The organism is Paenibacillus sp. FSL H7-0350, assembly GCF_038593195.1.
Taxonomy (GTDB): Bacteria; Bacillota; Bacilli; order Paenibacillales; family Paenibacillaceae; genus Paenibacillus_AQ.
The window spans coordinates 7,050,449-7,064,143 of sequence record NZ_CP151972.1 but is presented as its reverse complement, the minus strand read 5'-3'; the positions used below and the strand labels follow the sequence as shown (position 1 = coordinate 7,064,143).

Annotated in this window: 13 protein-coding genes; 4 read left to right on the top strand and 9 right to left on the bottom strand. The window is 48.8% G+C overall.

The genetic code is table 11. From position 1 onward, the window contains the following. Genes NYE24_RS31650 through NYE24_RS31625 form a run of 6 tightly spaced genes read right to left on the bottom strand, consistent with a single transcriptional unit; the run spans position 1 to position 6,397 of the window. Positions 1–882: a hypothetical protein gene (locus NYE24_RS31650; RefSeq protein WP_076157844.1), complete on the bottom strand. Its 882-nt coding sequence runs from the start codon at positions 880–882 to the stop codon at positions 1–3. Beyond that, positions 879–1,862: a hypothetical protein gene (locus NYE24_RS31645; protein ID WP_036702426.1), complete on the bottom strand. Its 984-nt coding sequence runs from the start codon at positions 1,860–1,862 to the stop codon at positions 879–881. The genes NYE24_RS31650 and NYE24_RS31645 overlap by 4 nt, the downstream gene beginning before the upstream one ends. Beyond that, positions 1,840–3,306, bottom strand: coding sequence for an ATPase, T2SS/T4P/T4SS family (locus NYE24_RS31640; protein WP_036702427.1), 1,467 nt, complete (start codon positions 3,304–3,306; stop codon positions 1,840–1,842). Before NYE24_RS31640 ends, NYE24_RS31645 begins: the two co-directional genes overlap by 23 nt. A 14-nt stretch (positions 3,307–3,320) precedes the next feature. Then, on the bottom strand, positions 3,321–4,148 hold the full coding sequence (locus NYE24_RS31635) for a hypothetical protein (RefSeq protein WP_036702429.1): 828 nt from the start codon (positions 4,146–4,148) through the stop codon (positions 3,321–3,323). After that, a complete protein-coding gene (locus NYE24_RS31630) occupies positions 4,130–5,014 on the bottom strand; it encodes a hypothetical protein (RefSeq protein ID WP_036702431.1) in 885 nt (294 codons plus the stop codon). Before NYE24_RS31630 ends, NYE24_RS31635 begins: the two co-directional genes overlap by 19 nt. Then, entirely contained in the window at positions 5,015–6,397 is a 1,383-nt protein-coding gene (locus NYE24_RS31625) for a hypothetical protein (RefSeq protein WP_036702433.1), read from the bottom strand. Between the two features lie 183 nt (positions 6,398–6,580). Between NYE24_RS31625 and NYE24_RS31620 the strand changes: the two genes are divergently transcribed. Beyond that, positions 6,581–6,973: a prepilin peptidase gene (locus tag NYE24_RS31620; RefSeq protein WP_342477531.1), complete on the top strand. Its 393-nt coding sequence runs from the start codon at positions 6,581–6,583 to the stop codon at positions 6,971–6,973. A 262-nt stretch (positions 6,974–7,235) separates the two neighbouring features. Here NYE24_RS31620 and NYE24_RS31615 read toward each other — a convergent pair whose 3' ends face one another. Both NYE24_RS31615 and NYE24_RS31610 read right to left on the bottom strand, forming a co-directional pair. Beyond that, the gene (locus NYE24_RS31615; protein WP_036702435.1) at positions 7,236–7,889 is read right to left on the bottom strand and encodes a deoxynucleoside kinase; all 654 of its coding nucleotides are present in this window, start codon (positions 7,887–7,889) and stop codon (positions 7,236–7,238) included. Then, on the bottom strand, positions 7,886–8,509 hold the full coding sequence (locus NYE24_RS31610; RefSeq protein ID WP_036702438.1) for a deoxynucleoside kinase: 624 nt from the start codon (positions 8,507–8,509) through the stop codon (positions 7,886–7,888). The genes NYE24_RS31615 and NYE24_RS31610 overlap by 4 nt, the downstream gene beginning before the upstream one ends. 191 nt (positions 8,510–8,700) lie before the next feature. Here NYE24_RS31610 and NYE24_RS31605 point away from each other — a divergent pair, with 191 nt between their 5' ends. The 3 genes from NYE24_RS31605 (at position 8,701) to NYE24_RS31595 (ending at position 11,926) form a co-directional block, all read left to right on the top strand. Next, a complete protein-coding gene (locus NYE24_RS31605) occupies positions 8,701–10,233 on the top strand; it encodes a stalk domain-containing protein (protein ID WP_342477530.1) in 1,533 nt (510 codons plus the stop codon). 159 nt (positions 10,234–10,392) lie between these two features. Further along, entirely contained in the window at positions 10,393–10,899 is a 507-nt protein-coding gene (locus tag NYE24_RS31600) for an RNA polymerase sigma factor (protein WP_342477529.1), read from the top strand. Next, positions 10,889–11,926: a hypothetical protein gene (locus NYE24_RS31595; RefSeq protein WP_342477528.1), complete on the top strand. Its 1,038-nt coding sequence runs from the start codon at positions 10,889–10,891 to the stop codon at positions 11,924–11,926. Before NYE24_RS31600 ends, NYE24_RS31595 begins: the two co-directional genes overlap by 11 nt. 294 nt (positions 11,927–12,220) lie before the next feature. On the opposite strand, the gene ltrA is transcribed toward NYE24_RS31595, so the two are convergent. Continuing rightward, positions 12,221–13,612 carry a group II intron reverse transcriptase/maturase gene (gene ltrA / locus NYE24_RS31590; protein ID WP_342477527.1) on the bottom strand — a complete coding sequence of 464 codons (1,392 nt, stop codon included), beginning with the start codon at positions 13,610–13,612 and terminating at the stop codon, positions 12,221–12,223. Positions 13,613–13,695: the final 83 nt, after the last annotated feature.

Below are 13,695 nucleotides of genomic sequence, written 5' to 3'. Positions count from 1 at the left end.
TTATTGAAACATTTCCAGTGAACCCTTGACCAGGAACAGATAATAAATGGCAATGTACACAAACAGGATGATGATCAGTATCCATTGGATTCGGGCATTGCTGCGCTCACGCCGCAGAAGATCCTTCTCCAGTGCTTCCACCCTAAATTGATTGACCTCATTCTTGAGGTACACCATCTGGGAGACATTGTCATAGCCTCTAAGGCGGGTCTCCATGATGTCGCAGAACTTGATGACATAACGCATGGGAACCCGTTTCTTGAGCTGCTTCAGCGCATATTCCTCGCCGTATTCAATATTGTCCAGCATCACACCCAGCTCTTCAGCCATATCCTGGCCCGCATGAGGCAGGTAATCCCGGATCACATCTGCCAGATAGATATTGATGGATTTGGAGTACTGGTAGTAGACCATGCTGTAAAAGGCAGGAAAATCAAGCGAGATATTGCGGTTCTTCTTCTCGATACGTTCTTCAAGACTCTTGACCGGATAGATCCAGCCCAGCAGAATGAAGATGGCGGTCACACAGCCAAGCAGCCGGTTTGCACTGCCCAGCACGATTGCCAGAAGCGTTCCGCCCGAGGCATAGAGCAATTGATTCAGTCTAATCTCCTCCGGCCGGACCAGCAGCTCCAGACGGTCTATCATCTTGCGGAAGCGGATGCGGTCTGCGGTGCCTACAAAGCCTGTCATATATTTCAGGGCAAAGTTCTTTTTGTACAATGCTACCCGCTGCTTCAGCTGCGTGCTTTTTCGTTCGTTCATGAACCGGCGTGCGCGCTTCTTCTTTCGTCCGCTGACCGGCTTCAGCATGGGCAGGAGAAACAGCTTAATCAGATACAGAATGGACGTTAAGGCACACACCTTGGCAATAAAGATCATTTACGGTCACTTCCTCCCCCAAGGTTACCCTGGAGCGCCTGGGTGCGTGCAAAGCTCAGACAGATTACACAGATCATCATGGTATTAATTAGCTTGCCAGCCTGCGTATCCAGCATGAATTCGCGAAATCCGTCAATGGACAGAGCGTAGATGAAGAATAGCAGTACGATGACGGTTTTCATCAGGAAATCACGGTTCATTTTACGGAAAATCGTCTCCTTACGCGCATTGATCTCCCTCAGTACCGCATTCTCATCTACAATATCCAGGAAAATGTCGGCCATTCCCTTGCGTTCGTTATATTCAAACACAATCGCCTTCTTCGTAAAATCATCGAACTTAGGACCGAGCTGGCGGTTCAGCAGAGTGATGGCCTGCCTGAAGCTATATCCGTTATTCTCGCAGTTATCAATGAACTGCCGGAGATAGACCCGGATGTTAGGGCTGATGTATTCGTCACTCTCCATCACCTTCTTGATCGCGACCAGCACACCGTCACGTGCCAGCGGACAGATCAGATCCTCTGCGTCCATAATATTTTCGATATCCTGGGCACGTATAATCTTGGACTGCATCACGAACCAGGTCATCAGGCCGACAAAGATGGAGATGGTTACGACTACCGACAACGTTACACTATTCATGAAGAACACAATGACCACGGCTACCAGCGCGAAAGAAATGCAGAGCAGAGAAGTGAAGCTCTCCAGAGTAACCGGGAGGTTGAAATCCAGAATCAGCCCTTCCACCAGCCGGTTATATTTCGCGATCGGGTTCTCCTTGCGCTTGACAATACGCTCCCGCTTAATCCGGGCAACGTAACGTTTGGTATTGTATTTACCAAGATGGTCGGCCACCGTGTCCAGCATATCTAACAGGCGGTGAAGAGAGCCCTCGAAGAAGCGGACCTGGAAGATCGTATTGAACAGCACAAAGGCCGCAGCGCCGAGCAGCAGACTAATGAGTAAGTTCACATTCATCGAATGCATAACCCTCCGTTTCGTCATCGAGGGGCTCCCGGGTGAGGAATTCAAACCGGCTGCGCTTAATGCCCGCCTTGAGCATAGATTCCTGGGCACGCAGGGATAGCTTGCCCACCCGCTTGTGCCGCCCGATGATTTGGACCACCCTTGTGCCGCCCGCCTCCTCCACCACATCATCATAGATGAACTTATAAATCGGATTAATCAGCGGCTTCAAGCCTTCAGACCCCAGAATCTCAGATATCGACGTGACCTTGCGGGTACCGTCAGCCAGCTTCTCCTGGTAGATTACGAATTTGACTGCACTGCAAATGTTGCGCAAGGCGAGCTCGGCAGGTTCATTCGACACCATCAGATAGGCAGTCAGGAAGCGGTAGATCGCCTCCTCATCTCCTTCGGCATGAAGTGTGGTGAAGAAGAAATGCCCCGTCTGTGCCGCCCGCAGCGCAGTCGCGAATTCACCCGGGGTCCGCAGCTCGCCCGGCCCGATCCAATGGGGAGACTGCCTCATCGCATTGATCAGCAGATTCTCCATGGTAGCCGGGCTGGCATCATCCTCTTCAGGCACGGATTCGTACTGCAGCACATCATTGATGATGGGGCCGAATTCTCCACCTTCCCGGCGGTGCAGCCGCATCTCGGACGGATTCTCAATGGTTATAATCCGGGAGAGCGGATGAATCTGCTTCACTAGCACTTCATTCAGCGTAGTTTTACCGCTGCCGGTTGGTCCTACAGTAATCCATGACTGATCTGCTTTGGGAATTAGGGAGAGCAGCCGGAACATATTGACGGAGAAGCTTTGTTCATGAATCATCATGGCTGGAGTAAGACTTTTTTTGCTGAATTTGCGGATTACAAAAGCAGGCAGCTCATAGGGTGAGATTTCCGCATGCGTGGCATTCACCCGGTACCCTTCCACCGTTCGGGCATTCACCATCGGAACCTTCGGTGTTAGGCGCATCTTGGACACTCCAATTAACTTCGATATGATACGCTCCATATGTTCGCGGTCTGTGAAATGCTGGTCCCAGCGCAGCGTTTTGCCGCCGGTCTCCACGAAGATCTGTTCCGGCCCGTTGGCCCGGATCTCGTCAATTTGCGGGTCCTCCATGGCCTCGGTTATCGGGCCATAATGCGTGATTTCGTTAATCAGCGCATTTTTCAGGGACTGCAAACCGCCATATTCCTCCACACTAGGCTTCTGGGAATCGACAAACTCCATAATATACCCCTGGGTCATTTCCCGTTTGCGGATCGGGTCTCTCTCCCGGCGGAAGGCATTCGTTGCTGCCTTGCTAATATATTTCTGGCATAATTCCAGCGCTTCCTCGAAGCTGATGGTGGTGTATTTATTTTTGAGTGCATCCATATCTTCCGCTTGAGTGCTGTGGTGCGAGAACTTCTGCTGCATTTCACTTACTTTTGCCCGGGTTAGCAAGGCTCAGGCCTCCTTCACTGATTAATAATGGAATCCCGCAAACGGTTCATTTCCTTCATGAACGCCTTATTTTGCAGAGGATGATCTTTAACATATAGCTTGCCGTCCTGGGTGTACGCCGCTGCGGCCTTCACAAAGGGCAGCGCTGCTGCGATCTGAAAGCCCATCTGCTTGAACACCTTATAATCCAGCCCGATCTCATGCAGGTTCATCATAATCACACTGGTGAACTTGGCTGTGCTGATGCCAATGGAAGCGGCAAAGTCCAGCAGCTTGGTCATATTGCCCGGAGCCTCGATCCGCTCGGCTGCTGTAAAATATCCGATATGGCAGTGCTTCATCGCCCCCGTACAGAATTCGAGTGGAGGATTATATGGAATGTCCAGCAGGATAATATCGAACATTCCCTTAAGTGTGGATAATACCTGTTCAATATGCGCGAAACCAAATTCGAAGTATTCCTCCAGCAGATCATAGGGACTGGGGGAGAGCAGATACAGGTTCTCCTCAGAAGTAGGATCAATATCTTCACGCATATCCGCTTTATCGCTTTTGAGCACCCGGATCAGCCCTTTTCCTCTGGCGGGAGGATCTACACCAAACAGATAGTAGAGGTTCGGATTGAACACTTTAAAATCCACGATGCAGGTGTTGAAGCCTTGTTGTGCCAGCAGATAGCCTAAATTGCCGATCAGCATGGCCTGATCTGTCCCTTCACAGGCCGGCAAGAAACCAATAACACTATAGATCAGCGGGCTGTCCCGAAACTCGGCTCCTACCAGCTCCTTAGAGGATATCTTGCGGAAGATGCTCTCCAGTTTTTTTACTTCTTTTCGATCCATGATTCCACCTCATTTTGCAGTGTAGGCAGCTCATCCATAATTACCGTGCTGCCGCTTCTGCTGAGCATCGTAATCAGAAAGCTTTTGCTGTCCAGGCTTTTGTATTTGGCATACTTATTAATCTCCTCACCTGAGCCTTCCAGCAGCAGAGCCTTGGGCTGAATGCTCTTCAGGAAATCGTCGCTGCGCATAACCTCCTGCCGCTTGTCCTCGCTCAGCTTCAGCACTTCCTTGTATACCTCATAGATCGAATGGCTGTTGGCGTTGAGCATATCCTTGATGACAATACTGTCGAACAGAATCTCGGTCTTCGTAACGGAGGACTGTGAGGGGTTGAATACGGCATTGGGATTGCCTCCTGCACCAGAAGCTGCAGCTTCTTCCACATTGTAAGACACCCGGATACGGACACGGTCTCCCGGCATCAGAATGTCTCCGCCAGCCTCAAGGAAGTTGTAGGGCAGGGTGAGGACTTCCTGCTTCTCACCCAGCTTATACAGCCATTCATTCTTGACCGGCTTCTCATCCAGCAGCTGATCCTCATACAGCACACTATTATCCCGAATATAATATTTCGTGAACTTGCCCAGTACTTCAGGAAGCTTGTCCGCCAGCACCATATCGGATGTATACTCTGTGCGGATAATGTTATAGGTCTCCACTTGCTTCTCTGTCAGCACCGTAAAGGCGGGCAGCCCTCCCTTTTCTGTGAGCCGCAGCACCTCTACCGTATCACGGGCATCCTGGCTGGCGTTGGTGATGACTATGTATGAGACGACAATGACGGTCAGACTGAACAGTACTGCAACTATTCGTTTCAACAGGTTCCGGTTGGGAGCCACATTTTTTACACTTCTGATATCCATCTACCCCGAACCCTCCATCAATCTAAGAAGTATGGTGCCGAAGGCCCGCTCGAACTCCGGTCCGCTGTTCACAATCGGGATATCACTTTCGATCTGCTGGTCAAATCCGGCACTGGCAGGCACGTACCCGGCCAGTGCCGGTTCAAACCGGAAGCTGTCACTGAGGCCCGAGCCGAGCAGCTCACCGACCTTCTCCGGGGTAAACAGGTCACCGTGATAACGGAAGCTGTGATTATAGCGGGTGACAATAACTTTGGTCTTGGCATTGAGATAGGCGGCAGAATCCCGTTCAAGCACTAATTCAATATTCCGCAGGGTGCTTAGCACCGAATATAGGTTGTTAGGAACACACAGTCCGAAGGTATCCATATGAATCAGCGCACTCTCCATCTGCCGCATGGCATCCAGGGGAAGATCGAGTACGACCAGGTTGAAGTTATTCCGCAGAGCCGATAACAATCCGGCCAGCTTCTCGCTGGTGTAGAATTGCTGAATCGCCCGCTTGTCCTGGAATCCGTAGCTGAGTGTAGTCATCCATAGATTTCCTTGGACCGGAAAAGCATTGGTCCTGTAATCCTGCGGCTTCGCCAGCATCCGGATCAAGGAACTCCCCAGATGCTCATCCTTGTGCGCCTGTTCATCAAATCCGCTGAAATATAAGTTAATCCCTCTGTATTCAGTATCCATATCCACAAGAATAGTGTTCAGTCCGCGTTTTGCAGCTTCTGCCGCCAGATTGACTGCGGTGCTCGTCAGCCCGCTGCCCCGGTGTCCGGTCACCGCCACTACCCGGCTCATCCCCCGGCTGATGTTCGCCAGTTCCCGGGAGAGCGAATCAGTGGACTGGAGGGCTTCTGTATCCTTGCCTTTGGAACGGAACCTGTCCAGGAAAGAACGCTTCTTGCCCTTCAGCTCACCCGGTTCACTCTCCCGGGCTGGCGTGAAGCGCATTTCTAGGCTGCCTGATCCTAACCCATTATTCCTCAGACGATCTGCAAGCTGTGCCAAAGCCTGCTTCACCAATGCGATTGGCAGCCTGGGTGTATGATATTCAAGAACACTGAGCCCCAGATATTGTCTTGCAAGGGATGACCATGCTTCTCTCTGACGCGGGTCTCTCGTTAATATAATTACCGGAGTGTCTTCCCGGGTCTGGGATAGATGCTCTAACAGATTATGAACAGACTCCCTGTCAGCAGCCAGTCCGTCCGGCAATCCTTCGTCTGTAATCACAACAGCTTCCGGTGCGGGAATCGTGGAATTCTGCAATAACCCGGCTGTATCCCGGACCCGCAGGCCTCCGTCATTCATAGTTGTCCACGGATCAGCGATATGGGCAGTGATGTACCCGTGACCTGTACCAGCCAGTAGAAGTACCCTCATCATCAATCCTCTTTCATTGTAAATTTGCCTGGTATAGAACCCCGGCCTTCAGCCTTGACACAATACGGCACATCATGAGAACATTTTCCATAAAGCGACTAATAGTGCAGAGCACAAAACCCAGCACAGCACACAGAATCCGAGGCGGTGTCCTATATGAAACTCCTACTGTTATCCAGCCTTATGTTAATACTGATCCTATGTAGCTTAAATGATATCCGCCGGCGCAAGATTCCCAATATTCTGACAGTCTTAATTCTGGGAGTGGGCATTCTTCATATGATCCTGTACGGGTCTCTGCTGAACTCGCTTAACGGTTTGCTTCTTCCCGCCGCCCCCCTTCTTCTCTTGCGCAGGTACTCTCGTTCAATTGGAGCAGGAGACATTAAGCTAATCTCGGCTGTAGGGGTATGGCTGGGAGGACTCCTGAATCTGGCCCTGTTCGGTGCGGCTTGTCTGTTATGTGCTGCGGTTCTGCTCTTGAAGCGGACTTACCGGCAGGATATTCCCGGCTCCGTGCCCTTCGCTCCTTTTCTTACTGTTCCAGTCATTCTGACTGTGTTAATTATGTATTAACTTCATTTGATTTAGCTTTTCTCAATTGGTAATATTTCCTTCTGTTTTTAATTAATCCAATGGCAGGTGATTTGAAACAGGCCACATTACCCAAATTAAGGTGCAAATGCGAAATATTATACAGACCTATAGACAGCATAATTTTCAGGTAAACCGCTAATTATTATGTAGATCAATCGAACTAATCGTTCGTCCTAACGAAAAAGAGCGTTCCACAGTCTCTATCGGCTGTGAAACGCTCTTTTTTTTGTAAATAAACACTTTATGCTTGTGCCACCCGCTGCCCAATCGTCCGGCCTACCTGATCCAGAATGGCAGACACCGAGGCGGGATCATGCACATCGTACTCATCAATATTCAGCCGCAGCACCGGACAGGCGCTGAATTCGTTAATCCACTGGGAATAGCGGCCATGCATATGCTCCCAGTAGGAGACGTCGGTCTGGATCTCCATCTCGCGTCCGCGCTCATTGATGCGGGTCAGGATCGAAGGCAGGCTGCCTTCAATATAGATCAGCACGTCGGGATGCGGGAAATATGGCGTCATCACCATGGCCTCATAAAGGCTGGTGTACGTAGCATAATCGGTCGGGGACATAGTGCCTTGATCGGCGTGCATTTTGGCGAAAATCCCGGTGTCCTCATAAATCGAACGGTCCTGCACAAACCCGCCGCCCAGCTCGAACATCTTCTTCTGCTCCTTGAAGCGTTCGGCCAGGAAATAGATCTGCAGGTGGAAGCTCCACCGCTCGAAATCGTGATAGAACTTCTCCAGGTACGGGTTATGATCTACCTGCTCCAGCGAGGTCTGGAAATTCAGGCGCTGCGCGAGTGCTGCGGTCAGCGTCGACTTGCCGACACCTACGGTTCCGGCCACAGTGATAATGGCATCATTCGGGATGTTGTAACTACTCATTTCATAAGCTCCTTTACTTGCTTCGCGATGGTGTTGAAATCTTCGGGATTCTCCACGAAATCCACCTGATTTCCGTCGATAGTGACGATTACGGTGGACGGTTCGCGGCGGGCCAGTGAGGCCATTGCATCGTCATAATCCTCAATTAACTGCTGGAGGTAGGCAGGGGCAATGATCTCTTCAAATGTACGCGCACGCTTGGCAATCCGGGCCAGCAACGTATCCAGATCCGCCCGGATATACAAAATGATGTTCGGCTTGGGGAAATCATCGGTCAGAATATGATAGATCTCCCGGTATTTGTCCCGTTTCGATCCCTTCAGCGTCCGTTCCCCGAAGATCAGATTCTTATAGATATGATAATCCGAAATGACCGGCTTCCCTTGATCTATGTACTGCACAGTTGTGTCTTCAAGCTGCTTGAACCGGTTGCAGAGAAAGAACATCTCAAGCTGGAAGCTCCAGTCGTCCATATTCTGATAGAACTTGTCCAGAAACGGATTCTCGTCGACAATTTCTTTAATGACCGGAAGCTGTAGTTCGGTGGCGAGCATCGTGGCGAGGGTGGTTTTACCGGCTCCAATCGGGCCTTCCACGGCTATAAAAGGTGCATGTTTCATTAACGCTAATTTCCTCCTCAAGTACGGACAATTCCAAAAAACAGACTAAATTATTGTACCACAGGAGCACCGCAAGCAACGGTTAATTTTCAAAGAAACTTTTCAGGGCCAAGCAGCGTCTATATTCAAGGTAATATATTCTTTTATTTACCTAATTCAGTAATTTCCTATAGAGAGTAGAGGATATCGTGATGAAAAAAAGAATTTTGCTTGTGAGCATGGTGGTGGGTTTGACGGCGTGTCTGACTCTGGGGAATCCCGAGGCTGCAACAGCAGCAGCTAATGACGTTGGCTCCGGCATCTCCTCCTACGGACCCGATTATCTGATTAAGGACGATGGGACCCTGTGGGTCTGGGGGGAGACGAAGTCCGTACCTACTCAGGTACATGGACTAAGTGATGTACAGGCTTCTTTCCCTTTATATTACAGTGCAATGGTAACCACCAAGGATGGCTCGGTCTGGAAGTGGGAGAGCAACGCCCGGACTATGGCCATTGAAGTTACACCTGTGCCCGAATTGAAGAATATAACCAGTTTCCAAAGAGTATACCCGCGTCATTTGGCAGTCACTGGAGAGGGTGCGGTCTATACTTCAGTTACGTCAACCGACGACAATACGACACCTCCGTTCGCGCCTGTTCCCGGCCTGGATCACGTTACAGCCATCTCTCAATATTCCGAGAGCAACAAGCTTAACAATAAGTTTAGCGACTGGCAGCGCTATCTGTTCCTGAAGACAGACGGGACGGTCTGTACCAGCATTGACGAACTTGCCACTTTTACACCGGTCGCCAATCTGAAGGACATTGTCCAGCTCGAACAGAATTATGCGCTCAGTAAGGATGGCAGCGTCTGGACCTGGCCGGACCAGGATAGTTATTTACCGGAGACCTATAGTGACCCGGCGAAGATAACTGCAACTCCTTTTTCCGGCTTAAAAGATATTCGCACTCTGTACAACAACGGGCGCAGCCGGCTCGCGATTGACAAGCAATCCCGTCTCTGGTTCTGGGGCTCCACAGTCACTGGATATTCGGATGGAACCACGTATCAGGATGAACCCGTTCCGGTTGTCTTCTCAGGGATCAGCAAGGTGAACGATGCGTACATTGTTGAACAATCTATTGTCGCTCTGACCTCAGACGGCAAGGTCTATGCGGCTTCGATTGCCGCAGAACTTATGTCGCCAAATGCAAAGTTTACCTTGCTTGCTTCCGACATCCAGTCGATAAAAGGCGGAGGAAGACATGTCATTATGCAGAAGAACGACGGCACCCTCTGGGGGTGGGGCGTGAACAAGAATGCTGAGCTCGGGTACGGTACTTATGAATTCAGCTACAAAGAGCCCGTTCCGATGCAAAAGCCAATCTCCGTTAGCCTGAATGGCGAATCCATTGCCTTCACCAATGGTGTCATTACCCGTAACGGACAGAATTTCATTCCGCTGCGTTCACTGTTCAGCAAGATGGGAGCTACTATCGGTTATTCCATGGACAAAGTAGTAACGATCACCGGTACCGCTGCCGATAAAACTCCGCTAACCATCGTCATCAACACCGTGAACGGAGCCACCACAGTAAATAATAAAAACGTCACTCTGGCAACACCGCCGTTTGTAGTTAATGGTACCGTCTACCTGCCGCTGCGCTTCATCAGCGAACAGCTCGGGGCCAAGGTCGACTGGCTGCCGCAGGAGAGCCGGATTGCGATCAGTATGAAGTAAGGGGATTCTCCCCTGACACAAAAACATTAGCAGACTATTCTCAAATGGAGAATGGTCTTTTTTTTATTTTGATCTTGTATATAAACAAAGAATAATCTAAAATTCGCCTTTTGAGATATTTTGAAACCTTCAATCGTGTTGTTTATAGGAGGCGAAATAATGAAATCCAGCTCTTTGTTAGACACAGATATAGAATTCGCAGAACTCTATCAACGACATGCAGATATGGTCTACCGGCTTTGCTATATATATTTAAAAAATCCTGTTGATGTTGAAGACGCTGTTCAATCTGTGTTCCTCAAACTAATTAACACTCCAAGGTTCTTTAATGACCACGAGCATGAAAAAGCATGGTTGACAGTAACTACTAGAAACTACTGTAAAGATATTCTTAAACATTGGTGGAGAACCCGCCGTGTGGCATTAGAGCGTTTGCCGGAGGCTGTTACTTGGAATGGTTTTGAGCCTTCGGGTAAAGTCGTTTCAAAACTTCTTTCACTCCCTGAAAAATACAAAACCGTATTGTATCTATATTATTTCGAGGAATACACAGTAAAGGAAATCGCTAAAATGTTAGGCTGCAAAGAAAGCACAATCCAAACACAATTATTTCGAGGCCGTAAACGGCTTAAGATAGATTTGGGAGGAGATTATATTGAGGATTAAAAATATTCATGAGGCTTTTGAAGCTTTGACGCCAACAAAGGATCAAAAAGATAAAATTTTTCAAAATATTTTAACAAATAGCCAGATTAATCATAAAAGTCAAAGAAGAACTGCTCCTATAAAACTTAGAAGATATACTATACTTGCTGCTGTACTGATGATTGGTTTAACCACTACAGCTTTTGCAGCAGTATATACAGGACTTGATGAAGCACTGATTCAATTTCTTAAACCATCCAATAAGAATCAGGTTGTACATATGTCTAATGGCGCTTTTACAATAAATAAAATAATTAAAAATAAGCAGGGCTCACTAACCATTAGGCAGGTGATCGGCGACAGCAATCTAACTTATATTTTAATGGACTTTACCGCTCCTAAAGGCACAGATCTGAATGCGGCCCGCTATCGATTTCATGCCGATATCGACTCTAATCAAAGCTCGTACAGTACAGGATACGAGGTAATCGATGACGGGAATCCTTATGACAACAAAATTAGTTTGGTTATGAATATAATGACCAATAATTCCTTAGCTGGTCAAACCGTTGATCTTATTCTCAGAAATCTGGAAGCTGCTGATCCGTATCCCGGTATTTTTGAAACCGTAGTATCTGGTTCCTGGGAGGCCACACTTAAGCTTGATTTCAAAGAATACTCTAGCCTTTATCAGGTCAATCAGGGCATTTCACTGTATGGTTATAAAGCAATCTTAAAGACGATCTCTGTCTCGCCAATTTCAATCACCTTGAAGATTGAGAGCGATTCATTACAAGAAATAAATAAATTCGCCTTCAAGTTAGAAGAAATTGGTCCAAATATATATTTGGATGACTTACCTATCACTATAAATTTTACAGATGGTACTTCAGAAACAACTAGAATTTTTACAGGAATGTCTACGAGCTATTATACAAGTAACCAACTCATTACACTAAAAACGTTTGATAATGTTATAAATGATAAAGAAATCGAGTCTTTCGTATTCTTTGGTAAAAAGATTCCGATTAAAACGGTCCCGCGCTGATTGTTATTCGGGTTTAAATTGTTGCAAGTTTTGCAGGATTTCTGGCCGGATAAGTAGCATAAGCGGGGATTGTTGCATTTATTGCAGGATTTCCAGCGGTTGGCTGGCTCAGATCATTCTATTGTTGCATTTTGTGCAGCATTTCAAGCAGATGGACCGATCGGGGGATGCATTGTTGCATTTTGTGCAGGATTCCCCCCCAGTTGCCCAGTTGGATCGAGTAGGAGGGGGCGGCAAACCCCCGTCCTCTCACACCACCGTACATGCGGGTCCGCATACGGCGGTTCCAAAAGGTTAACAAAGCTCTAAGTAACGTGAAAGCAAACTTTTCAGCCCTTTCCCTTCCCAGTAGGAAGTCGGAAGGGCATTATTTGTATTCCGGGACATTTCCCATGCGCCTCGCCGTGAGTTTGCCATTGTGAAACAGGCCCACTCGGGCGTTCCTAGTGCCCGGAGTTCGCGGATTCGTGTGCGTACTCGTTTCCACTGTTTCCACAGGCACATTCGCAACCTTCTTCGAATCCACTGGTCCAGCGTTTGGAGGTGTTTCTTGGCCGATGCCAAATGGAAATAGCCTAGCCAGCCCATCAGATATTGATTTAATCGGCTTATTCGTTCTTCCATTGAGATGGACCAGGTTCGGTTCGTTAGCTCTCGAATTCTCTCTTTGCATGCTTTAAGACTCTTCGGCGCTATTCGTATGGTTGCCTGTTTCTGGCTCAGGAAACTGAATCCTAGGAACTTCCGGTGCCAGGGTCTGGCTACCGCACTTTTCTCCCGGTTCACTTTCAGTTTTAGCTTTCCTTCTACAAATCGGCTGACCGATTCCATGACCCGTTCGCCCGCTCGTTTACTCGCCACAAAGATATTACAGTCGTCCGCGTAGCGTACAAACCGCAGTCCGCGTCCGGTCAATTCCTTATCCAGATCATCCAATAGAATGTTTGCCAGAAGCGGACTGAGCGGACCGCCTTGTGGCGTTCCTTCCCGGCTATGCTCCAGCTTTCCATTGACTATCACTCCGGCGCTAAGATACGCGCGAATCAGTGTTAGTACTCTCTTGTCTGCTACTTTCCGCGCAACCCTTGCCATGAGCCTATCGTGATTTACCCGGTCAAAGAATTTCTCGAGATCGAGGTCTACGACCCATCTCAAACCACTTTGGATATATCTTTGTGCTTGTTTCACGGCGTCATGGGCGCTCTTTCCCGGCCGAAATCCGTAGCTGTACCACGAGAATCCTGCGTCAAAGACCGGATTCATGACTTGTAGAAGAGCCTGCTGGAGAAAGCGGTCCATTACCGTCGGGATGCCTAGCAGCCGTACGCCGCCTCCGGGTTTGGGGATTTCCACCCGTTTGACGGGTGCAGGTTTATAGGTACCCGCAAGAAGTTCGGCTTTCACCGGTTCCCAATGTGTTTTCAAATAAGCCTGTAGATTCGCTACCGTTACATTGTCCACACCGGGTGCTCCTCCGTTCTGGACCACTCGTTTGTATGCGAGCCGAAGGTTATCTCCTTCGAGCATTCGCTCCAGCAGGTGGCTCTCTGCTTTGCGAGAGGAAAGGCCGACTTGTGCCGATGAAGAACTCGGCGCTCCGGCATACCCTGACGGCTTCACCGCTTCTCTTTGCCGCAAGCTCTCTTGCGAGATATTCTGCTGTCGTTGCTCTTCATGCGAACGCATCGGTTTCCTCTCTCCTTTCGGTTCAGCCCTTCCGTAAACGGTTGCAACAGTTTACGTACTATGGCTTCTGCTGACTCCTGCCA

What these genes read in the sequence shown, in the direction of transcription:
- NYE24_RS31650 (WP_076157844.1), bottom strand. Translation starts at nt 882, where the DNA reads ATGATCTTTATTGCCAAGGTGTGTGCCTTAACGTCCATTCTGTATCTG.
- NYE24_RS31645 (WP_036702426.1), bottom strand. Translation starts at nt 1,862, where the DNA reads ATGAATGTGAACTTACTCATTAGTCTGCTGCTCGGCGCTGCGGCCTTT.
- NYE24_RS31635 (WP_036702429.1), bottom strand. Translation starts at nt 4,148, where the DNA reads ATGGATCGAAAAGAAGTAAAAAAACTGGAGAGCATCTTCCGCAAGATA.
- NYE24_RS31630 (WP_036702431.1), bottom strand. Translation starts at nt 5,014, where the DNA reads ATGGATATCAGAAGTGTAAAAAATGTGGCTCCCAACCGGAACCTGTTG.
- NYE24_RS31625 (WP_036702433.1), bottom strand. Translation starts at nt 6,397, where the DNA reads ATGAGGGTACTTCTACTGGCTGGTACAGGTCACGGGTACATCACTGCC.
- NYE24_RS31620 (WP_342477531.1), top strand. Translation starts at nt 6,581, where the DNA reads ATGTTAATACTGATCCTATGTAGCTTAAATGATATCCGCCGGCGCAAG.
- NYE24_RS31615 (WP_036702435.1), bottom strand. Translation starts at nt 7,889, where the DNA reads ATGAGTAGTTACAACATCCCGAATGATGCCATTATCACTGTGGCCGGA.
- NYE24_RS31610 (WP_036702438.1), bottom strand. Translation starts at nt 8,509, where the DNA reads ATGAAACATGCACCTTTTATAGCCGTGGAAGGCCCGATTGGAGCCGGT.
- NYE24_RS31605 (WP_342477530.1), top strand. Translation starts at nt 8,701, where the DNA reads ATGAAAAAAAGAATTTTGCTTGTGAGCATGGTGGTGGGTTTGACGGCG.
- NYE24_RS31600 (WP_342477529.1), top strand. Translation starts at nt 10,393, where the DNA reads ATGAAATCCAGCTCTTTGTTAGACACAGATATAGAATTCGCAGAACTC.
- ltrA (WP_342477527.1), bottom strand. Translation starts at nt 13,612, where the DNA reads ATGCGTTCGCATGAAGAGCAACGACAGCAGAATATCTCGCAAGAGAGC.